The 20,938-nt window shown below is 39.8% G+C and carries 21 protein-coding genes; 3 read left to right on the forward strand and 18 right to left on the reverse strand.

Annotated elements, in window-relative coordinates:
- Positions 1-190: 190 nt before the first annotated feature.
- Positions 191-769, forward strand: coding sequence for a Holliday junction resolvase RecU (gene recU / locus FLK20_RS00445; protein ID WP_152654586.1), 579 nt, complete (start codon positions 191-193; stop codon positions 767-769).
- Positions 770-786: 17 nt separating this feature from the next.
- The gene (locus FLK20_RS00450; RefSeq protein WP_152654587.1) at positions 787-3,732 is read left to right on the forward strand and encodes a penicillin-binding protein 1A; all 2,946 of its coding nucleotides are present in this window, start codon (positions 787-789) and stop codon (positions 3,730-3,732) included.
- Positions 3,733-3,804: 72 nt separating this feature from the next.
- Here FLK20_RS00450 and nth read toward each other — a convergent pair whose 3' ends face one another.
- The 11 genes from nth to FLK20_RS00505 form a co-directional block, all read right to left on the reverse strand.
- A complete protein-coding gene (gene nth, locus FLK20_RS00455; protein WP_152654588.1) occupies positions 3,805-4,455 on the reverse strand; it encodes an endonuclease III in 651 nt (216 codons plus the stop codon).
- Between the two features lie 4 nt (positions 4,456-4,459).
- A complete protein-coding gene (locus FLK20_RS00460; RefSeq protein WP_152654589.1) occupies positions 4,460-5,146 on the reverse strand; it encodes a DnaD domain-containing protein in 687 nt (228 codons plus the stop codon).
- A gap of 183 nt (positions 5,147-5,329) precedes the next feature.
- The gene (gene asnS / locus FLK20_RS00465) at positions 5,330-6,622 is read right to left on the reverse strand and encodes an asparagine--tRNA ligase (RefSeq protein ID WP_152654590.1); all 1,293 of its coding nucleotides are present in this window, start codon (positions 6,620-6,622) and stop codon (positions 5,330-5,332) included.
- A 123-nt stretch (positions 6,623-6,745) separates the two neighbouring features.
- Positions 6,746-7,261, reverse strand: coding sequence for a hypothetical protein (locus tag FLK20_RS00470; RefSeq protein ID WP_152654591.1), 516 nt, complete (start codon positions 7,259-7,261; stop codon positions 6,746-6,748).
- Positions 7,262-7,441: 180 nt separating this feature from the next.
- Positions 7,442-10,300 (reverse strand): ATP-dependent DNA helicase DinG, encoded by a 2,859-nt coding sequence (gene dinG / locus FLK20_RS00475; protein ID WP_370453148.1) that lies wholly within the window; start codon positions 10,298-10,300, stop codon positions 7,442-7,444.
- A 9-nt stretch (positions 10,301-10,309) separates the two neighbouring features.
- Entirely contained in the window at positions 10,310-11,290 is a 981-nt protein-coding gene (locus FLK20_RS00480; protein ID WP_152654593.1) for a biotin--[acetyl-CoA-carboxylase] ligase, read from the reverse strand.
- Positions 11,266-12,453, reverse strand: a complete 1,188-nt coding sequence (locus FLK20_RS00485; RefSeq protein ID WP_152654594.1) for a CCA tRNA nucleotidyltransferase — start codon at positions 12,451-12,453, stop codon at positions 11,266-11,268. The genes FLK20_RS00480 and FLK20_RS00485 overlap by 25 nt, the downstream gene beginning before the upstream one ends.
- Before the next feature lie 4 nt (positions 12,454-12,457).
- A complete protein-coding gene (bshA, locus tag FLK20_RS00490) occupies positions 12,458-13,594 on the reverse strand; it encodes an N-acetyl-alpha-D-glucosaminyl L-malate synthase BshA (RefSeq protein WP_152654595.1) in 1,137 nt (378 codons plus the stop codon).
- A gap of 70 nt (positions 13,595-13,664) precedes the next feature.
- Complete coding sequence (mgsA, locus tag FLK20_RS00495) at positions 13,665-14,069, reverse strand: methylglyoxal synthase (protein ID WP_152654596.1); 405 nt, start codon at positions 14,067-14,069, stop codon at positions 13,665-13,667.
- 34 nt (positions 14,070-14,103) lie between these two features.
- The gene (gene dapB, locus FLK20_RS00500; protein ID WP_152654597.1) at positions 14,104-14,901 is read right to left on the reverse strand and encodes a 4-hydroxy-tetrahydrodipicolinate reductase; all 798 of its coding nucleotides are present in this window, start codon (positions 14,899-14,901) and stop codon (positions 14,104-14,106) included.
- Positions 14,891-15,244 carry a nucleotide pyrophosphohydrolase gene (locus FLK20_RS00505; protein WP_152654598.1) on the reverse strand — a complete coding sequence of 118 codons (354 nt, stop codon included), beginning with the start codon at positions 15,242-15,244 and terminating at the stop codon, positions 14,891-14,893. The genes dapB and FLK20_RS00505 overlap by 11 nt, the downstream gene beginning before the upstream one ends.
- Before the next feature lie 214 nt (positions 15,245-15,458).
- Between FLK20_RS00505 and FLK20_RS00510 the strand changes: the two genes are divergently transcribed.
- Positions 15,459-16,325: a YitT family protein gene (locus FLK20_RS00510; RefSeq protein ID WP_152654599.1), complete on the forward strand. Its 867-nt coding sequence runs from the start codon at positions 15,459-15,461 to the stop codon at positions 16,323-16,325.
- A gap of 71 nt (positions 16,326-16,396) precedes the next feature.
- On the opposite strand, the gene FLK20_RS00515 is transcribed toward FLK20_RS00510, so the two are convergent.
- From FLK20_RS00515 to FLK20_RS00545, 7 genes are all read right to left on the reverse strand, one after another.
- Positions 16,397-17,080, reverse strand: coding sequence for a zinc metallopeptidase (locus FLK20_RS00515; RefSeq protein ID WP_152654600.1), 684 nt, complete (start codon positions 17,078-17,080; stop codon positions 16,397-16,399).
- Between the two features lie 54 nt (positions 17,081-17,134).
- Entirely contained in the window at positions 17,135-17,389 is a 255-nt protein-coding gene (locus tag FLK20_RS00520) for a sporulation protein YpjB (RefSeq protein WP_152654601.1), read from the reverse strand.
- Positions 17,390-17,552: 163 nt separating this feature from the next.
- Positions 17,553-18,131: a lipoprotein heptaprenylglyceryl N-acetyltransferase LhaT gene (gene lhaT / locus FLK20_RS00525; RefSeq protein WP_152654602.1), complete on the reverse strand. Its 579-nt coding sequence runs from the start codon at positions 18,129-18,131 to the stop codon at positions 17,553-17,555.
- 88 nt (positions 18,132-18,219) lie between these two features.
- Positions 18,220-18,999 carry a menaquinol-cytochrome c reductase cytochrome b/c subunit gene (locus tag FLK20_RS00530; protein WP_152654604.1) on the reverse strand — a complete coding sequence of 260 codons (780 nt, stop codon included), beginning with the start codon at positions 18,997-18,999 and terminating at the stop codon, positions 18,220-18,222.
- Positions 19,000-19,014: 15 nt separating this feature from the next.
- A complete protein-coding gene (gene qcrB, locus FLK20_RS00535) occupies positions 19,015-19,689 on the reverse strand; it encodes a menaquinol-cytochrome c reductase cytochrome b subunit (protein ID WP_152654605.1) in 675 nt (224 codons plus the stop codon).
- A 6-nt stretch (positions 19,690-19,695) separates the two neighbouring features.
- A complete protein-coding gene (locus FLK20_RS00540) occupies positions 19,696-20,208 on the reverse strand; it encodes a QcrA and Rieske domain-containing protein (protein WP_152654606.1) in 513 nt (170 codons plus the stop codon).
- A gap of 149 nt (positions 20,209-20,357) precedes the next feature.
- On the reverse strand, positions 20,358-20,816 hold the full coding sequence (locus tag FLK20_RS00545) for a DUF2487 family protein (protein WP_152654607.1): 459 nt from the start codon (positions 20,814-20,816) through the stop codon (positions 20,358-20,360).
- Positions 20,817-20,938 lie beyond the last annotated feature (122 nt).

Below are 20,938 nucleotides of genomic sequence, written 5' to 3' on the forward strand. Positions count from 1 at the left end.
ATGAACGTAGCTTATTAAATTTCTCCATATTTTGTCCATATTTTAAGATTTTGTACGCTATAATTCGTTTCCTTCTTGAATTTATATTATAATATATGATGTACTGGTTTTATATTTATCCTGTCCAAAACAGTAATGTATCAATATTGCTGTTTTTCATTTAGGATATCGTGTTAGGAGGCAAGAAAACATGAATTACCCGAATGGTCAGCGGAAACCACTAACCATAAAACCAAAGCAAACAAGTTTTAGCAGGAGAGGAATGACACTGGAAGAAGAAATAAATGAAACGACAGATTTTTATCGAATACAAGGGCAAGCAGTTATTCATAAAAAACCGACACCCGTGCAGATTGTAAATGTCCATTATCCAAAGCGCAGTGCTGCAGTAATCACAGAAGCATACTTTAAGCAAGCATCAACCACGGATTATAACGGCGTTTATAAAGGAAAATACATTGATTTCGAGGCAAAGGAAACGAAAAATAAAACATCCTTTCCCCTTGCAAATATTCATGAGCATCAAGTGCATCATATGCAGCAAGTAATAAACCACGGAGGAATCAGCTTTATTATTTTACGGTTTAGGCCTTATGAAGAAACTTATCTATTCGATGCAAAAGATTTATTTGTTTGCTGGCAGGAGCAATTTAATGGTGGTAGGAAATCAATTTCTTATGAGCAAGTTAAACAATTGGGCTATCTTATTCCCTTTCAATATCAGAAAAAAGTTGATTTTTTATCTGTTGTTGATAAGCTCTATTTATAGATATGGAGGTATAGAGAATGGCAGATCAAACGAGCCAAACAAGAACTGCTAGAAGACAGCAGCAAGGAAAGAAAATAAAGAAGAAAAAGAAAAAACCTATTTGGAAGAAAATTATTTTATCTATCTTTTTGTTATTCTTCATTTTATTTTTAAGTGGAGTTGCAGTTGGTGCTTATTGGATTGCAACAGCACCAGATATTGATGAAGAAAAATTAAATATCCCTTTTGCTTCCACACTTTATGATAAAAACGGAGAACAATTTGCTGATTTAAGTTCAGATGAAAAAAGAAAAGAAGTAAAATTTGAGGAATTGCCGGATTTACTTATTGATGCTGTGACAGCTACAGAGGATATCCGCTTTTTTGACCACAACGGTATCGATATCAGGCGTATCGGTGGAGCAGTCCGCGCCAATATTACAAGTGGATTCGGGTCGGAAGGTGCAAGTACCATTACACAGCAGGTGGTAGAGCGTGCATTTTTAAGTAATGAGAAGAAAATAAGTATTAAAGTCCAGGAAATGTGGATGGCGATGAAGCTGGAAAGGCAATACAGCAAAGAAGAGATTATGGAAATGTATTTAAACAGTATTTTCTATGGTGCACATTCTTATGGCGTTGCTCAAGCTGCGGAAACGTATTTTGGCAAAGATGATCTAAATGACCTTACCTTGCCGGAAGCTGCCATTTTAGCTGGATTGCCGCAGCGCCCGACAGCTTATAATCCATTTGAAAATCCGGAGTTAACACAGGAACGGATGAATACGGTATTAAATTTAATGGTACGTCACGGCAAAATTACACAGGCGGAAGCAGATGAAGCAAGAAATGTTGACGTTACTTCTCTATTAGTGGAAAGCCGTCCTGATCCAACACCTTATGATGCCTTTATTGAACAGGTTCGTGCGGAGATTAACGAAAAATTGGATGACGTTGACCTTGATTCCGATGGATTAAAAGTATATACAACCCTTGACCCAGATGCGCAGCCATACGTAGAAGGCGTTCTGGAAGAAGGGGATTCCAACCCGATTAATTATCCAGAGAATACGCAGGCGGCGATGGTTGTTTTAGATACGCAATCTGGCGCTATTCAAGCAATTGGCGGAAGTCTTAATAATGAAGGTTCGGGCTTTAATTACGCCACAAGAGGTATAACACAGGCCGGATCAACAGCAAAACCAATTTTATCTTATGGACCGGCAATTGAGTATAATCAAATCTCAACGTACCATCAATTAGATGATGATGGCCCTTATGAAATTGAAGGCTCGAATCCGATAAGAAATGCCAGCAGAAGCTACAATGGCTGGGTCACTGCGAGATATGCCTTACAGCAATCTTTAAACGTTCCGGCAGTAAAATTAATGGATGAGGTCGGTCGTGAAAATGCCAAAGAATTTGCTGAAAATCTGGGTATTGAATTTGAATCAGATTACCTTGACCTCCGTGAAGCAATTGGCGGAACACGTACAGAAGTTACACCGCTGCAAATGGCGGGAGCTTATAGCGCATTTGGTAATGAGGGGAATTATACAGAGCCTTATGCTGTCACAAGAGTAGAATTTTCTGATGGCCGTGAAGTGGATTTAACGCCTGATTCAGAACAGGTTATGGAAGATTACACAGCTTATATGGTAACAGATATGCTTAAATCAGTTGTCAGCTCCGGCACAGGTACCAATGCAGCTATTCCCGGGCTGGAAGTTGCCGGAAAAACCGGAACAACGACGATGGATGGTCAGGAAGGAAGCCGGGATGCCTGGTTTGTCGGCTATACGACCAATTACACGATTGCAGCCTGGACGGGCGGTTACGAAGTTTATGAAGATGAAGAAGGAGAAAGAAAAACAAGACGTGTTCCATTGCAGGATACAACTTTATCCCAGCAAATGTTCAGACAGACAATGAGTCATTTATCTGAAGGAATTGAAACGGCTGATTTTACCCGTCCTGATTCTGTTGTAGATGTTACGGTGGAAAGAGGAACAAACCCGGCTGCCTTGGCAAGTGATAGTACACCGAGTGAAAACAGAGTGACAGAGCTATTTGTCAGAGGTACAGAACCGACGCAGGTTTCTGAGCGCTATGAAGAATTAGATGCTGTAACAGGGCTGTCTGCAAGCTATAATGAAGATAATAATTCCATTGAAGTATCCTGGAATTATGATACGGATGCGGAAGAGGATGTTAATTTTAATATAAGTGCAAGTATCGATGGCGGCAGTATGCAGTCCCTCTCTTCTACAAGCGACACATCTATGGAAATTTCAGGTGTAGAGGAAGGTGCGGAATATACGATACAGGTTGTTGCTGAAAGAGGCTCATTAACCAGTGATCCTGCTACGACAACCGTTCAAGTACCTGGCGGTGAAGAAGAAGAGGAAGAAGAAATACCAGGCGTAACTGGCCTTTCGGCTGAATATGATGGGAATGAAGCCATTAATGTTTCATGGAGCTACGATGGACCATCTGCCAGCTTTGAAGTAAGTGTAAATGGAGAAACGGATACAGTAGGTTCCGAAAGTATCAGCATAAGCGGAGTTACTCCAGGCGAATACAATATTACTGTTACTCCAATAAGTGAAGAAGACAGCAATGTTCAAGGTCCTTCTGCATCTACCAGTGTGACGGTCCCTGAAGAAGAGGATGAGGAGGAAGAGGAAGCTGAGGAAGAAGAGCCTCCTGAAGAAGAAAACGAATCTGATTCGGACTCGGAAACACCTGAGGAATCGGATGAAAATGAAGACAATAATGGTAATAACGGTAATAACGGTAATAACGGTGACTCCTCTGATGATAATAGTGGTGAGCAACCAGAGGATCAGTCTGATAATAACTCGGAAGAACAACAACAAGAAAATGAATCTGATTCGGAACCAGATGATGAAGGTTCAGAAGATGTTTCACCTCAGAATAATTCCGACAATGGCAACAATGAAAATAATAACTCAGAGGAATAAAAAACAATCCCGACCCCATAAAATTGGGTCGGGATTGTTTTTTATTAAATAATTACTTTTGATAAAGAAACATTACCCTGTTTTCTTCATCCGCTTTTTCCCCTCCCGGCATAGCTCCAATAGTGGGCATTCCGGACAATTGGGATTTCTTGCTTTACAATGATAACGTCCAAAGAAAATCATTCGATGGTGTGTGACACTCCATTCATCCCTCGGAACTTTACGCATCAGTGTATTCTCTACTTCGATAACACTGTCTTTCCATCTGCATATCCCTAACCGTTTCGATACACGTTCAACATGCGTATCAACAGCAATTGCCGGCTCATTAAAAGCAATGGAAGCCACAACATTGGCTGTTTTTCTGCCAACGCCAGCCAGTTTAACTAACTCTTCTTTCGTTTGCGGTACTTCTCCATTATAGTCATCAAGTAAAGTACGGCACAGCTTTTGAATATTTTTTGCTTTTGACCGGTATAAGCCGATCGAACGAATATCATTTTCCACTTCTTCTAAAGGAACAGCCAGATAATCCTCTGGTGTTTTATATTTTTGAAATAAATCTGCTGTTACCTTATTAACCAATTTGTCTGTACACTGTGCAGAAAGTAAGACAGCAATTACCAATTCAAAAGGGTTGGAATGGACCAGCTCCCCTTCTGCATCTGGAAACATTTCTGCCATGGCATCTAAACATTGTCTGATTTGTGTATTATTCAGCATCGTCTCAATCTCCTTCCAGCCAATTATAATAAAAGGACGTATCTCTTTTTGGACGCGTATTTGTATTATTCTCTGTCTTGCCCTGATGAAATTTCTGGCTTGCTTTTCTGGCATCCTGTACCGTATGAATCCCCTTTTTCTTCCACTCTCTTAAAATACGATCAATATACTTAAAGTTTAATTTGCCCATAAGTACAGATTCGCGCAGCCCTGCTTTAATCAATGATGGTTTCACATCATCTTCATCCAACCAGCTGTTAATGGTTTCTATTTCAAATGGTGATAAAGGTCTGCCGAATTCTTGTTCAAATAAAATAAAGATATTTCCTATGTTTTCTTCTTCTTTGTTAGCCATAGTAACTTCTTCATCATATAATTTTTCCAGTAAGGGCTCTAAAGAGTAGGACTCACTGATTGGAGTCAGGTCATCGTTATTTTTTTCGATCGACAGAAACCCTTTCTGTACTAATTTCCGAAGCATGTTGGCTGCCTGTTCTTCAGAAAAGCTCCCTGACTGCGCCAGCTCAAAAGGTGTCGGGAAATAATTCCTTTCCTCCGCAAAACGGGAAAGCTGTAAAATTAAAATAAGTTCTGTTTCATGAAGTCCTAATTTGTAATAGGTCGACAGCAGCTTCTTAGAAACTGGCATTTGATCTCGGATAATATCTTGAAAATTTATTTTTTTATTCATTTCTAGCACCTCAGATAATAGTATAGCATTTTTTCTTTACGAAGAAAGGAAAAACCCCTCGCTTAAGAGCAAGGGATTTATATCATGTAATCTTTTGCGTATGGATAAGAAAATAACTATATAAGGAGCTTCCAAGCGCATGAAATTAGATTTTGTATTTTAGTTTCGTATGGCACACATCCTTTATGGATATAAACGATTTAACAGCCTTGGGAAAGGAATTGTTTCACGGACATGCTCTACCCCGGATAACCAGGCTACCGTTCTTTCCAGGCCTAATCCAAATCCACTGTGCGGAACACTGCCGTATTTACGCAGTTCTAAATACCATGCATAAGCAGGTCCTGTAAGTCCATGCTCTTTGTAGCGCTCTTCCATTAACGCTAGATCATCAATCCGCTGAGATCCGCCAATAATCTCTCCGTAGCCTTCCGGAGCAATTAAATCAGCGCAAAGAACAACATCGGAACGCTCTGGATGCGGCTTCATATAGAACGCTTTGATATCCTTTGGATAGTTTGTAATGAAAACAGGCTTATCATAGCTTTCTGCAATGGCCGTTTCATGCGGAGCACCAAAGTCCTCTCCCCATTCAATATCATCGAAGCCTTTTTCTTTTAAAAATTCCACAGCTTCATCATAGCTGATACGCGGGAATGGAGCCTTTATTTTTTCGAGTTTAGATGTATCTCTTTCCAATGTTTTAAGCTCTAAAGAACAATTCTCTAAAACAGATTGCACAATAAAGCTGACATAGTTTTCCTGTACCTGCAGGCTGTCCTCGTGGTCCATAAATGCCATTTCCGGCTCAATCATCCAAAATTCAATAAGATGTCTTCTCGTTTTTGATTTTTCAGCACGGAAGGTAGGACCGAAAGAAAATACTTTTCCCAATGCCATGGCTGCTGCTTCCATATAAAGCTGCCCGCTTTGTGATAAGTATGCTTCTTCATCAAAATATTTTGTATGGAAAAGCTCGGTTGTTCCTTCTGCAGATGATCCGGTTAAAATCGGCGGATCTACCTTTACAAAGCCGTTGGTGTTAAAGAATTCATACGTAGCACGGATGATTTCGTTACGAATTTTCATAACAGCATGCTGTTTTTTAGAACGAAGCCACAGGTGCCGGTGATCCATTAAAAATTCTGTACCATGATTTTTAGGTGTAATCGGGTAATCTGTGGCTTCATGAATGACCTCCAGGTGACTAATCTGCATTTCATAACCGAAATCAGAGCGTGTATCCTCGACAATTTTCCCAGTAACATATAAAGAAGTTTCCTGTGTCAGGTTCTTTGCTCCTGCGAATACATCTTCAGGAACTTCACTTTTTACGACAACGCCCTGCATAAAGCCTGTACCGTCACGCAGCTGTAAAAAGGCAATTTTACCGCTTGAACGTTTATTAGCTAACCAGCCGCCAATAGTTACCTCCTCATTTACATGTTTTGGTGCATCTTGAATTGTTATCTTCATCTTAAAATCCTCCACTTATTATGATGTGTCCTATTAATACTTGCTAAATATCCTCTACTATTAATATTTTTTAGAAAATGTTTAAATTGCCTGGACACGCGTTTTTCGTATAATCCACTCATCCTATGGAAACATTTTATTGTACGTGTATCTTTCTTCCAGGCTCTCACCGTCAATTGAATAGTAATCCATGACAAAACGGTTATCTTTATCATGGTACGTAATTTCCCATAAGGCCTGACCATCTTCATATGCCGGGCGGATATCGGCAAAACGACATGTATCACAGCTGGATGACCAAGCATCTAAGATAGCTTCCTCCCGCATCATTTTTTCTGTATCAATCACAATTAATTCGCGTTCTTCTCCTTCTAATGGCAGGAAAATAAGCCGCTCCTCATCGTCCTGATTGCTCGCATAGAATACATGATAGCTATTTTCCCCATAGTAGCCCTGTATAGAATGGACATTATGATAAGAGGTTTGCGATTCTATTTGATTTTTTGTGGTTTCAAATCCAGCTGTACGACTGTCATTGATTACCTGATACAAATAAATACTGTAACCCAGCCCTGCAAGTAAGAGGATTGTAATGACAACAAGCGTCCATAGTACCCACCTATTATTTGATTCCCTCATTTGATTCCATCCGTTTCTTATCAGATTATCTTTCTTTCATCATTTACTATACCTAGATGTAAGGTTTCTGTAAACAAATACCGTAAAAAAATCACTTTATGGCCAATCAAGTTTTGTTGATAAATCCAAAAAAATATTTTTTAGTCTTGGTTCTATATGAATTGGTCCTGTTTGATGTATTTATTGATGAAACCAGTTTTCTGCGTGGCTCATTAAATAACGGGTTGATTCATAGTGAACAGGTACTTCCGGGATAGACTCCAGAAAGTATTTTCCATATTTTGCTGTTTTGATTCGGCCATCGCAAATAAATACAATTCCTCTATCATTGGAGGAACGGATTAACCGTCCAAATCCTTGTTTAAATTTAATAACTGCTTGCGGCAAGGATAAATCCATAAACGGATTTTTTCCTTCTTCTTTTAGCTGGTGGGATTTTGCTTCAAAAACAGGATGATTTGGCGGCTGAAACGGCAGCCTTGCCATCACAAGTGCTGATAAATCTTCTCCAGGTATGTCTACACCCTCCCAGAAAGAACTTGTCCCAAGGAGGATTGCCTGATCATAGGATTGAAAGTTTTTCTTTAATCTGCTGCGGCTGCCGCTTGTCACACCCTGGGCAATAATGACATATTGCTGCTCTGTCATCATTTCCTTTAATAAATCATTTGCTTTTCTCAGCATATCGTAGGAAGTAAACAGGACAAGCATTCTACCTGAAGTCACCTCCGCTAAGGATAATATCGCTTCACAAACAGCATAGACAAAATCGTCGATGTTTCCGTATCTAATATCCGGAAAATCTGTCGGTATCAGCAGCTGGACTTGTTTATCATATTGGAATGGTGATGCAATTTGCTCTGTCAACAAATCTTGTTCTGTTACGCCCAGTCTTTCTTTAATGAATTGAAAGGAGCTTCCCATGGTTAGCGTGGCGCTTGTGAAAATAACACTTTCCTTTTTAGAGAAAAATTCATTCGCCAATATCGGCGCAATATTAGATGGTTCACTGTAGAGAAACACACTATGATGCTTTCCTTTTAAATCAACCTCTACCCATTTGATTAATGCTACTTCATTTTGTTCCTGAAACATCACTTTTAAATCTTCAATATATTTTTCTAGAATACCCTGCATTTGACCGATGTTTTCAAGAAATTGTTTCTCATCGCCGTTATCCAAGGAATCATCGTCTATTAATTGAAATAAAACATCTAAAAGCTTTTGAAAATGCATCCGTAAACGTGCAGCCATATCCTGAGCAAGCTGCCAGGCATCCTGCTGATAAGTTTGCGGTTTGATCCGATATTGCACTCTGCCTAAATCACTTGTGGCTTTATCATTCTTCTGCTGAGCCCTGACAAAGCGTTCAATATGATGAAACAGTTCATCAATATCGTATTTTGCTTCCTTGATAGCTGCATTCCATCTGTCTGCCAGCTTCTGTCTGTGTCTTCTGTCAGAAGCTTTTAAAACAGTGTTAAATTGCTTCTCCTCATCTGCTGTTCCTAAATAATTACATGTAAATTGCATCTGTATATAATCAAGCTTTAATCCGTAATGGTGTGAAGCTGTTTCCTCAAAATGATGCGCTTCATCAATAAGAACCTTTTGATAACTTGGTAGGAAAGCATAGTCATTAAACATATCTGTACAAAGTAAGGCATGGTTGGTGATAACAATATCTGCTTTTTGAGCCCGGCGTCGGGCTAATTGGTAATAGGAGTGATGGAACCAGGGTGATTTGGGATCAATTGTCTTTTCCACATCAGCGGAAACCTTCTGAAAGAAAATATACCCTCCTGCCGGGAGCTGAATTTCATCAATATCCCCAGTCTCTGTTTCCGTAATCCATACCAGCAAGATCGCTTTTGTTAAAACAAAATCATAGTTATCCTTTGATCCATAATCAAGCTCATAAAGAAACTTTTCCAGATTTAAATAATGATTTTTCCCCTTCATTAATGCTACTTGAACTGGAATGTCAATCACCCTTTTTAATAAAGGAATCTCCTCTTCCAGCAGCTGGCTTTGCAATTGTGTTGTATACGTGCTAATAATTATGCGTTCTTGATGGTTTATAGCCTGATAAACAGCGGGCAATAGATAAGCCAATGATTTACCTGTTCCCGTACCCGCTTCAATAAAGGCATGTTTTTTAGCAGAGAAGGCATCATATATAATTTCAGACATGTGCCGCTGCCCTTCTCTCGGCTCATACGAAGAAAAAGCTTTGGAGAGCGCACCCTGTTCCTGGTAAATATCATCTAAGTATGCTCCAAACGAACGATCAATCTGCGCCTGTGTTTGCGTCTCTTTTTCAGATATACGGAATGCAAGTCCCTGATAATGTTTTATTTGCTTATCCGGATGCTCCCGAAACGCTAATTCTTCTAAGCGGTTATCAAGTATAGCCGCTAAATCTGATTGTAATTTGTCTTCCAGATTTTTTAGCTTGTATAAAGTTTCATACGGGAGATGGTCTAATTTCTCTTTTAACTTAAAAAACAGCTTTGCTGTTACATAGGCATCAGATAAAGCGCGATGCGGATCATCATGATGCAGCTTAAAGTGCTCGGCTAAATGACTTAACTTATAGCTTGATATACTTGGGAATAATATTCTGGACAGTTCCACCGTATCCAGAACCGGATTTTTTAATTCGGGATAACCATTGGATGTTAACTCCATGTTGAGAAACCCGACATCAAATTTTGCATTATGGGCAATAATATAGCTGTCCTGCAAAATCTGGCTGATTTTCTCTGCTTTATCCATAAACAATGGAGCGTCCTTTACTTCTTCATTATCAATACCTGTCAGGTTGGAGATAAATGGCGGTATGGACTGGTTCGGATTGAATAAAGTCGTTTTTGTTTCCTTTATCTTCTCATTTTCAATGATAACCATACCAATTTCAATAATTTTTCCTGATTTTGCCGGGGAGTTTCCGGTTGTTTCTAAATCAATGACAACATATCTCAGAAGACCACCTCCATTCTTTTGGCAGACAAGGTGAATGCCAATTTTTCTAATTATTTTGCTTCTCTATCGGTCAAACCATGTAATTTCCGCAGAGTAAAGTGTTACCGGACTGCCTTCTGGTGATTCCGCGATTAAAGCCCCTTCATCGGAGATACCAAGAAAACGTCCTGTCCACGCATCATGAAATGTCTTAATTTGAATGTTTTCACCGATTTTAAAGGCATTTTCTTCCCATTGAGACTTAATAGATTTAAATCCATTCTTTAAATATAGCTCATACGTATTTTCAAAATGCTTTAACATCGTTTGAACGACTTCTTTTTTATCCCACTTTTTTCCTGACTCTATGGTCAATGAGGTGGCAATATCTCGAATAGATGCATCCCAACTTGTTTCATCCTGATTCACGTTTAAGCCGATCCCAATTAAAACATAGTCAATCCGATCCTGCTCTCCCTGCATCTCTGTTAAAATACCGCAAAGCTTTTTATCTCCGATTATTAAATCATTGGGCCATTTGATTCCAATTGGAATACTGGTCAGCTGGTGCAATGCATCTCTTAAAGCAACTGCAGTCAATAATGTCAGCTCGGAAGCTTTATTTGGAGGGATTGGCGGTCTGAGAAGAAGTGTCGTCCATAGCCCTTCTTTATCTGAAAACCAGTTCTTTTTCATTCTTCCCCTGCCTGCTGTCTGCTCCTCCGCAATAATAATTGTACCATCAGGAGCATTTTCGCGGGCTGCTTTATGTCCAATTAATTGTGTGGACGATGTACGCTCCCTGTGAATAATATGGTGTCCTAACCATTTCGTTTCCAGTCCCCAACGGATCGTATTACTGCTGACCTTATCAGGAAATGAAACAATTCGGTAGCCCTGGCTTCTTTTCGCATCAATCACATAGCCGTCTCTCTCTAAATCTTTCATATGCTTCCAGATAGCATTCCTTGAAATGCCTAATGCTTCGGAAAGAGCTTGACCTGAGATATAGCTATCCTTTTTTTCGGATAAAAGCTTTATTAATTTTGAGCGGGTAGATTCCATTGTATCCAATCCTTTATTCTCGATTTTTCATTCGCCAGTTTAGACATGACAATTTGATATTCTATTTCAGTTAAGAGCTCCTTTATCCATTTACCTTTTGGGCGTCCGGGAAACCAATTTATTAAATCGTACCCATTCACACAGAGGTCTTTTTTAGATAGAATAGGGAGTTTCTCTGCTATAGAACGAATCGTTTCTATATCGATGCTTTCCTTATCCTTCTGTTTTACTAAGTATACAAAAAAATCCCATTGCTCTTTTGGCAGCTGATAGACAAACCATGCATCCAGTCCATTTTTTTTATAGCTATCATAGGCATTTACCAGACAATTAGCCTGCTGTTTTAAGTGGTTGGAACATTTATATGCCTTGATACAGTCTGTCACAGTAATGGAAGAACTGTTCAGTTCGATAAAGGCAAAAACAGGTGCAAGTGATGAAACAGGTGCAAGCTCCTTTAACTGCCAGGCTTCCTCTTTGAAAATAGGCAAATGATGATCAAGCTCTAATTCAAATATATAATCCACTGCCTGTGCGAAATAATTGCCTGCGCACAGTTTTTCTAATTCAACAGTTAAACGTTCCGCTGCCAGTTTATCAATAAGGGCTTTACAGCTTTTCATCGCTGCTTTCGTCTGTTCTTCAATGGCAAAGCCTAATTGGCTGGAAAAGCGCAGTGCACGAATAATACGCAATGCATCCTCATTAAACCGGTCTTTGGCATTTCCGACCGTTTGAATCTGGCCCCTGACGATATCCTTTCTTCCGTCGAAAGGATCAAGGATTTCTCCTTTGGCATTCATCGCTATGGCATTCATGGTAAAATCTCTGCGTCCGAGATCTTCTTTGATGTGGCGGACAAAATGAACTTCATCCGGCCGGCGATGATCGGTATATACTCCTTCTGTCCGGTAAGTAGTCACCTCAAAAGATTCCTGTTGATAACGGACAATGACTGTTCCGTGCTCCAGTCCGACGGGAATGACTTTTGGAAAAATCCTTTGAATTTCGGAAGGGACAGCAGAGGTTGCAATATCTATATCATGGATCGGGCGACCGATAATATAATCGCGTACACAGCCGCCAACGAAGTATGCCTCGTATGAATAGTCTTCTATAATCGATATAACATTTGCTGCCTTTTGAAAAACAGACGGTAACATGCCTCTAACCCCTCTTCCCTTCTTTAAGAACGCGGTCATATAATGCTTCATATTGATTGACAATTTTTTCTGATGCGAAATAAGTACGCACATGCTCCGTGACCGCTTCAGAAAACTGCTGTTGCTTGTCAGAATCAGATAGCAGCTCTATTGCATATGCTGCCGCCTGCTTTACGTCTCCAAGCTCGACAATGAACCCTGTTTTCTGATGCGTTACTACTTCCGGAATACCGCCGACATTTGTGCCAATCCCCGGTACACCGCAAGCCATTGCTTCTAATAATACTAACCCAAAGCTTTCTTTTTCAGACAACAGCAGCATTAAATCTGCCATTGCCAGTATATCACTGACATTATTCTGCTTACCTAGAAAGCGTACTTCTGCTTTTAGCCCCAGTTCATTTACATGCTGTACCATATTGGAATACTCCGGACCATCCCCAATTAATAATAATTTAGAAGGGAGCTGTTCATTCACTATTTTAAATGTATCTATGATATCTTGAACCCGTTTTACTTTTCGGAAGTTAGATACATGAATCATGATTTTATCAGCAGGATTAATACGAAATTGATGACGCAGCTCTATTCCTTTTTGCGGGTAGTATTCCTTTTCGTTAATAAAGTTATAAATAACGTCTATTTCCTTCTTTATATCGACCATTTCCACTGTCTGCCTGCGTAAGCTTTCCGAAACGGCAGTTACAGCATCAGATCGCTCAATACCATGACGGATAACCGGCTTTAGTGTGTTATCAATACCTAGTATCGTAATATCTGTACCATGCAGGGTTGTGACAATTTTTACCGGGTGCTTCGCCATATCTCTCGCTAAGATCCCGCAAATAGCATGCGGCATCGCATAGTGAACATGAAGAATATCCAGTTTTTCGCGGTCAATAACCTCTGCCATTTTTGCTGCTAAAGCTAAATCATAGGGCGGATATTGAAACACTGGATAATGACTCATCTCCACTTGATGATAATATACATTCACAAATACCTTTTCTAAGCGAAAGGGCATGCTGGAGGTGATAAAGTGTATTTCATGCCCTTTTTCCGCTAATTTTTTCCCTAATTCTGTAGCGATTACCCCCGAACCGCCAATCGTCGGATAGCATGTAATTCCTATTTTTTTCACAATTCCCCTTCTTTCCTGACAACAATATTCAGCTCCTGGTGAAGAATAGGAGCTGATACGGGAATACGAATCATCCGTTTTGCTTTACAATTTCTCTCCACTGAAAATCGCCCCGATGTAGACCGTGCATAAAGATTTCCCCTCCGGCAATATTTGTTGCTAAAGGAATCTGATAGACATCACATAACCGCATTAGCGCACTGATATCCGGTTCATGCGGCTGTGCAGTTAACGGGTCACGGAAGAAAATGACCATATCCATTTTATTCTCAGCAATCATGCTGCCAATTTGCTGATCCCCGCCCAGCGGACCTGACCGGAAACGATGAACAGAAAGTCCGGTTGCTTCCATGATGCGGCCTCCCGTTGTTCCAGTAGCATACAACTGATGTTTCTCCAGTATATGTGTGTAAGCTGTTGTGAACCTGACCATATCTTCTTTTTTCTTATCATGTGCAATTAATGCGATATTCATGATGTCTCCCCCTTGTATATGAGTAATTCAATCTCTATAAGATGTTCTCCAGACCATAAATAAGCTCATCCAGATCCATCACCTGGTAAACACATTCCTTTACCCCGTCCATAAAGGATGCTCTGTTCATCGAATCATGCTGAATGGTTAATGTTTGCCCAGCACCGCCAAAAACAACCTCCTGATGAGCTACTAAACCGGGAAGACGCATACTGTGAATATGCATGCCGTCAAAATCCCCGCCGCGTACACCCTGGATTGTTTCTTCCTCATCTGGATGCCCCTGTTTTTTAGATTTTCTGGCTTCTTGAATAAGCTCGGCAGTTTTCTTAGCAGTACCAGACGGCGCGTCCAGTTTTTGATCATGATGCTTCTCGATAATTTCTACATCCGGGAAGTAGGCAGCTGCCATTTTTGCAAATTTCATCATTAACACGGCACCGATGGCAAAGTTTGGCGCAATAATACAGCCAGTCTTTTTTTCTCTTGCCAATTGTTTTAATTCCTCTAATTGTTCATTGGTATATCCGGTTGTACCTACTACCGGACGAATTCCATGATTTAAGGCTGCTTTGGTATGCTTATAGCCAACTTCAGGCACCGTCAAATCAACAAATACGTCTGCCTGCTGCTTAGAGAAGCATTTTTCGATGTCGGTGTATACTGGTGCATGAAAATCAGCTGGGAACCCTTCTAAATCGCTTAATTTCTTCCCTTCATTTTTATGGTCTAAACAAGCAATTAATTCAAAATCCTCTACTCCTTGAATCATATGAACCGCTTCTTTTCCCATTCTTCCTCTTGGGCCTGCTACAATAATTTTAATTGCCATGGTTTCCTTCCTCCTCTTTTCTTGTCCAGCGATTTTTGTCTCTTGTCTCAAATTTTTGCATTGATTTCTCAAAGGAATTTGATAAATCAAAGTCCAGTGAATTGGCTAAACAGGCCAATACAAAAATCATATCGCCGACCTCTTCTTCCACCGTATTTTCTTTTTCAGTAGCTTTCTTTGGTTTTTCGCCATGATAATGATTAATTTCTCTGGCTAATTCTCCGGTTTCCTCAGATAATCTTGCCATTAAAGCAAGCGGCGAAAAGTACCCCTCTTTGAATTGAGATATGTATTGATCAACACGTTTTTGGACATCTTTTAATGTATGGTCGGTATTCTTCATTGCTGACACCTCTTTAACTTTTTCTCTTCTCTAATGTTAGCTAAAAGCAAGGATTTTGACAACTAATTGGTACAGTTTGCGGATTGTTACTTGATTTTAAATTGTCTATAATAGATATTGGCTGAAATCAGATTGTAAATAATTGGAACTACATAGACGTCTGATGCTTATTTTCAGATGATAGTGAGGTCTGTATCGAAGGAGGAATAGCAAATTGAAGATTCGAGTGAAAAATAGCTTATTTATCTTATTAGGGGCAGCCGTATTTTCTTTTGGTCTTGTCCATTTTAATATGCAGCATAACCTTGGAGAAGGCGGTTTTACAGGGATTACGCTGTTACTTTTCTTCTTATGGGATATGGATCCGGCAATCACAAATATTGTCCTTAATATTCCTGTGTTTTTCATTGGGTGGAAAATACTGGGGCGGAATGCGTTTGTCTATACCTTAATTGGAACATTATCTGTTTCCCTTTTTCTGTGGATATTTCAAATATACCAAATTCCGATTGGACTAGAAAATGATATGACACTGGTTGCTTTATTTGCCGGTGTATTTATTGGTGTAGGATTAGGGATCATTTTCCGTTTTGGCGGGACAACCGGCGGCGTGGATATTATTGCCCGTATTATTAACAAATACAGTTCTTGGAGTATTGGAAAAGCAATGTTCGTATTTGATTTTCTTGTTATTATAACTTCTATTCTTACATTCCTTGAGCTGTCAGAGGGGATGTACACGCTGCTGGCTGTATTTATTGGTGCAAGGGTGATTGACTTTATCCAGGAAGGCGCATACGCTGCAAAGGGAGCTTTTATCATCTCCAATCATAATGAAGAAATTGCCAATCAGATTATGGAGAAAATGGAACGGGGGGTGACTATTTTAAATGGTCAGGGGAGCTTTTCTAAGGAGAAGAGAAATGTGCTCTACTGTGTAGTGGCCCGAAATGAAGTACCGCGAATGAAAAGTATTATTAACCAGACAGACCCTTCTGCTTTTGTGTCCTTGACGACTGTTCACGAAGTGATGGGAGAAGGATTTACATTGGATGAAAATAAGAAGCCAATAAGTGATTGATTTTTGCCATATAAAGAAAACTTCAGGCATAAAAAAAGATGATCCAAAAAATGGATCATCTTTTTTGCAGCTTAATCTCTGCTTGCCGCATAGATAAGAATGAAGCGGATAAGCTCAGCAACAGCTACTAGTGCAGCAGCAACATATGTCATTGCGGCGGCATTCAGAACTTTTTTGGTCTCCCGTTCTTCATCATTGCGGATAATTCCGCTTGAAATCAACTGCGTCATCGCCCGATTCGAAGCATCAAACTCCACCGGCAATGTTACTACCTGGAAAAGCACTGCAGCAGCAAAGAATACAATTCCTAGAAGCAGCATATTTGTTGCCTGCATAATCATACCCGCAATAATAAGGAACATAGAAATATTAGAGCCAAAGTTTGCTACTGGAACTAAAGCACTTCTAAAGCGTAAAAAGGCATAATCTTCCTGATCTTGAATCGCATGACCAACTTCATGTGCCGCTACGGCAGAAGAAGCCATGGATCTTCCATGGTAATTACCCTCAGAAAGGTTCACTTGTTTTTTACGGGGATCATAATGGTCTGTTAATGTACCTTTTACCATTCCAATCTGTACATCGTGCAAGCCATTATCGTCCAGAATCTTTCGTGCGACATCAGCTCCGGTCATACCGGAAGATGTAGCTTTTTTAGAGTACTTCGCATATGTGCTTTTTACTTTTCCCTGTGCAATTAATGGTACAATCATTAATATAGCAAAATAAATCAAATAAGCACCTAAACCACCCATTTTAAATACCTCCATTACTGTATCTTAAGGTCAATTTTAGTCAGTATCTTCATTTTAGTCAACTGATTTGTCGTTTTTCCGAAGGGACTTATTACCTGCTTGTTCCCCTTTGTATTTTTTCCAGCTTACATAAGATAATGTAGCAATAATGCAACCGCCCACAATAATTACGCCTACAATAAATGGAGACGGTGCCAAACTATTGTAGTAAATGTCTGAAGAAGGAATAGAGGCAGCATGAACAGCTTTCACATGGCAAAACATCCCTATGATTCCGATTGTCATCACACGAAGCAGCTTCTCACCCATAGAGATCACCTCTGATCTTTTAATATATACTCTATGTTTATGATAATAAGTGAGCTGGTATGACGATCAGCTGCTCCTGAAAAGTAAGAATAGATGAAATGTTGACATGAATACATTTGTAAATAATCATATTCAGCTTTGCGTCCTGACTGGCATGCCCCTTTTACGCCTTTCGTTCTTTCCTGTAAATCGTTAAGTAATAAGCAAGCAGAATAGACAGGACACTTAACCAAAACGTAAAATAGCCAATTTCATTCATATATGTTGTTAATGTAGAATAAATAGGCATTTGCCCAAAAACATAATCAATAATTTCATTGTGTAATACAACTATTCCTGCAACCGTTAAATGACGTAATTTTATTTTATAAAACGGTGCATAGAGTAAACCTTGTATGGCCATTCCTAAATGCGATGCGATTAGCATATAACCTGCCGCGTTTAAGCTTCCGGTTACAGCCATTGTTAATAAATTCATAACGACGGCCCACATACCATATTTGAACAAAGAAACAATAGCTAAAGCCTCGATGTAGGGAATATTTTTACCAAAAATGAAAAATAGCAAAAAAATGGTAAAGAATAAACTGGCTGTTGGGCTGTCCGGAACAAAGGGAATAAATATTGCCGGAGTGCTTGCCAGCTGCGATCCATACCAATAATATCCATAGATCGTACCCAGGAAATTAATGATGAAAAGCAGGATCAGAAATTTTTTATCTAATAATATGTAGGATAGCATTTTCTTTTTATCTGCTCCTTTCTGCCAAGTTGATGAATAGAGAAAGCACCTTTGCCTTATTGTGGTCAAAGGTGCTTCTGCCTATTCTTTATTCTGCTGCTGCTTCGTTGGTTTCAATGATAAAATCTGCCAATTGCTCCAGTTCTTCATCTGATCCCTGGAAGATATCAGAAGGCATTGCGCCGATACCATTCACAGCAATGTCCATTAATTCTTCTTTGGTGTGCTCATTTCCTCCGACTAATGCCGGACCTGCTCCACCTTCTAATTCCCCGCCGTGACAGCTTAGGCAGCTCGTTTCATAGGCTGCGAATCCAGGATGATCCTGGTCAACAACGGATTCACCCGGCGGAATTGGTCTATTTTGTTCAGAACGCTCTTCCCAGTCAACATGTGCTGCGGAAGTGTATGTCAGCCAAATAGTTGATGCCAAACCTAAAAGCATCATACCGACGGCAATTGGACGTTGACGCGGACGACGGCCAGGACCATTGTCCAAAAATGGAGCGATTAATAGTGCTCCAAACGCAATTCCAGGAATAACAATAATACCTAAAACTGTCCAATCACCACTAGCAAATTGATATTTCAATAACTCATATAAGAATAAGAAATACCAGTCTGGTAAAGGGATATATGCTGCATCTGTCGGATCAGCCATTCCTTCAAGCGGAGACGGATGCGCCAGTACTAAGCATAAAAACCCTACAAGGAAAACTGCCCCAGCCAACCATTCTTTTAATAAAAAGTTGGGCCAAAACGCTTCTGTTCTACCAGGATACTCGGAATAATCTTTTGGTATTTTTGATGTTCTTTCCGCTGTGATCCGAGAATCGCCAACGAATTTCATACCTTTACCCTTATGCATTGGTTGCCCTCCTTTTTATAGTGGTCCGGAAATACCTTGTCTACGGATTAAGATAAAGTGAATTGCCAATAATGCAAACAACGCTCCTGGTAAGAAGAAGACATGGATTGCAAAGAATCGTGTCAGGGTTTGAGCTCCTACAATTGTAGCATCCCCTGCAAGAAGCGTTTTTAATGCTTCGCCGATAAATGGTACCTGTTCAGCAATTTCTAATCCAACCTGAGTTGCAAAATATGCTTTGTTATCCCAAGGAAGTAAGTACCCTGTAAAGCCAAGACCCAGCATAACAAAGAAGATAAGAACTCCTACCATCCAGTTAAGCTCACGCGGTTTCTTGTATGCCCCTTGGAAAAACACCCGTAAAGTATGTAATAATAGCATTACGATAATAACACTTGCACCCCAGTGATGCATACCACGTACTATTTGCGCATGTGCTACCTCTGTCTGTAAGTAGTATACAGACTGCCAGGCATTTTCAATATCCGGTACATAGTACATGGTCAAAAACATACCAGACAGAATTTGAATTACGACAACAAAGAATGTCAATCCGCCAAAGCAATATACGAATGCGGAAAAATGATGCGCTGGATTAACGTGCTCCGGAACCTCATGATCGGCAATATCCCGCCAAATTGGCGTAATATCAATGCGATCATCGATCCAATCATAAATCTTTTGTAACATTGTTCATTACGCCTCCTCATGTGGTTTAATGTTACCCAGGAATAGCATGCCATCTCTTTCTTCCTGTTCATAAACATCAAGCGGTTGCAACGGTGGTGTTCCAGGAACATTCACACCATTCTTGTAATAACGACCGTCATGACAAGGACAGAAATATTCCTCTGGATAGTCGTCGTTCCCTTCCCAGGAAACTACACAACCTAAATGTTTACAAACCGGGGAAAAGGCTACAATTTCATCATTTTCATTTCGATATACCCAGGCTGAGCGATTTACTTCTGACTCATACCAGCCGTCTACCTGGTCGATACTCCAATCGACACGTTGCGGTTCAGAAGTAATTTCAGAAACTTCCAGGCCGACATTTGCAAAATCCCCGCCTTCATTGGATTTCAATACAGGATCGATTGCCATCCGTACAGGTGAAATTAACATACCGGCAGCCATAAAACCACCTACGCCTGTAAGCGTATAATTTAAAAATTGTCTGCGGGATATATCGCGCTTTTCATCACTCATTTTTTTCCCCCCTCTGTGTTCAGATAGTCACGGACATTATTAAGATTAAATCAGATTACTAGGACACTAATAATGATAGCGTAAACTACTAGTTCGGTCAATATATATCCTAGGTTAACTGTAAATGTTTTGAACATTTCGGCATAGATTTACCAAAAGGACTTCACTAACTCTGCTGTTTGCATGGTTTGATCTCTTATCATACCTTTTACCGCAGCTGGATCTGCGTCTTTTAAAGAGATAGATGGGAGCCAAATAAATTCTCCTTCTAAATCATTGGCCATTTTTCTCCAGGTTGGATCAAAACTGATATAGAGCACTTGCTTAAAAGGCTGTTCTTTAAAATGACTTGTCCATTTATTAATTCTGGCTGCCTCCTCTGCCTTGTCTGCAGTGGTTATGTATGTATAAATTGGCGTAAGCATGACCCTCCCCATTAATTCTTTTTCCAACTCTCTTGCAAAAAGCGTTAAAACATCGTACTGGTCTGCATTTTTTGCAGAAGCTTCTAGAGCGCCGATTTGAAAAGGAGCCAGCGGCACAATCACAGTATCAATATACTCCTTCGCCTGATCATATTTTTGCAAATCAACATTTGTCCATTTCATAAACAATCCTCCCTTCAAAATCCTGCCTTCATTGTAACAATTTTTTGCACGTATAGGAAAGAAAAAAGTAAATAAACGGAATCAAAGCTTTTATTTATGCTTCATAATATGAAAAAACAACC

Origin of the sequence: Oceanobacillus sp. CFH 90083 (assembly GCF_009389585.1) — a bacterium.
Classification (GTDB): domain Bacteria; phylum Bacillota; class Bacilli; order Bacillales; family Amphibacillaceae; genus Oceanobacillus.

Coding starts and splice junctions, on each gene's coding strand:
- recU (WP_152654586.1), top strand. CDS start 191: ATGAATTACCCGAATGGTCAGCGGAAACCACTAACCATAAAACCAAAG.
- FLK20_RS00450 (WP_152654587.1), top strand. CDS start 787: ATGGCAGATCAAACGAGCCAAACAAGAACTGCTAGAAGACAGCAGCAA.
- nth (WP_152654588.1), bottom strand. CDS start 4,455: ATGCTGAATAATACACAAATCAGACAATGTTTAGATGCCATGGCAGAA.
- FLK20_RS00460 (WP_152654589.1), bottom strand. CDS start 5,146: ATGAATAAAAAAATAAATTTTCAAGATATTATCCGAGATCAAATGCCA.
- asnS (WP_152654590.1), bottom strand. CDS start 6,622: ATGAAGATAACAATTCAAGATGCACCAAAACATGTAAATGAGGAGGTA.
- FLK20_RS00470 (WP_152654591.1), bottom strand. CDS start 7,261: ATGAGGGAATCAAATAATAGGTGGGTACTATGGACGCTTGTTGTCATT.
- FLK20_RS00480 (WP_152654593.1), bottom strand. CDS start 11,290: ATGGAATCTACCCGCTCAAAATTAATAAAGCTTTTATCCGAAAAAAAG.
- FLK20_RS00485 (WP_152654594.1), bottom strand. CDS start 12,453: ATGTTACCGTCTGTTTTTCAAAAGGCAGCAAATGTTATATCGATTATA.
- mgsA (WP_152654596.1), bottom strand. CDS start 14,069: ATGAATATCGCATTAATTGCACATGATAAGAAAAAAGAAGATATGGTC.
- dapB (WP_152654597.1), bottom strand. CDS start 14,901: ATGGCAATTAAAATTATTGTAGCAGGCCCAAGAGGAAGAATGGGAAAA.
- FLK20_RS00505 (WP_152654598.1), bottom strand. CDS start 15,244: ATGAAGAATACCGACCATACATTAAAAGATGTCCAAAAACGTGTTGAT.
- FLK20_RS00515 (WP_152654600.1), bottom strand. CDS start 17,080: ATGGGTGGTTTAGGTGCTTATTTGATTTATTTTGCTATATTAATGATT.
- FLK20_RS00520 (WP_152654601.1), bottom strand. CDS start 17,389: ATGGGTGAGAAGCTGCTTCGTGTGATGACAATCGGAATCATAGGGATG.
- lhaT (WP_152654602.1), bottom strand. CDS start 18,131: ATGCTATCCTACATATTATTAGATAAAAAATTTCTGATCCTGCTTTTC.
- FLK20_RS00530 (WP_152654604.1), bottom strand. CDS start 18,999: ATGCATAAGGGTAAAGGTATGAAATTCGTTGGCGATTCTCGGATCACA.
- qcrB (WP_152654605.1), bottom strand. CDS start 19,689: ATGTTACAAAAGATTTATGATTGGATCGATGATCGCATTGATATTACG.
- FLK20_RS00540 (WP_152654606.1), bottom strand. CDS start 20,208: ATGAGTGATGAAAAGCGCGATATATCCCGCAGACAATTTTTAAATTAT.
- FLK20_RS00545 (WP_152654607.1), bottom strand. CDS start 20,816: ATGAAATGGACAAATGTTGATTTGCAAAAATATGATCAGGCGAAGGAG.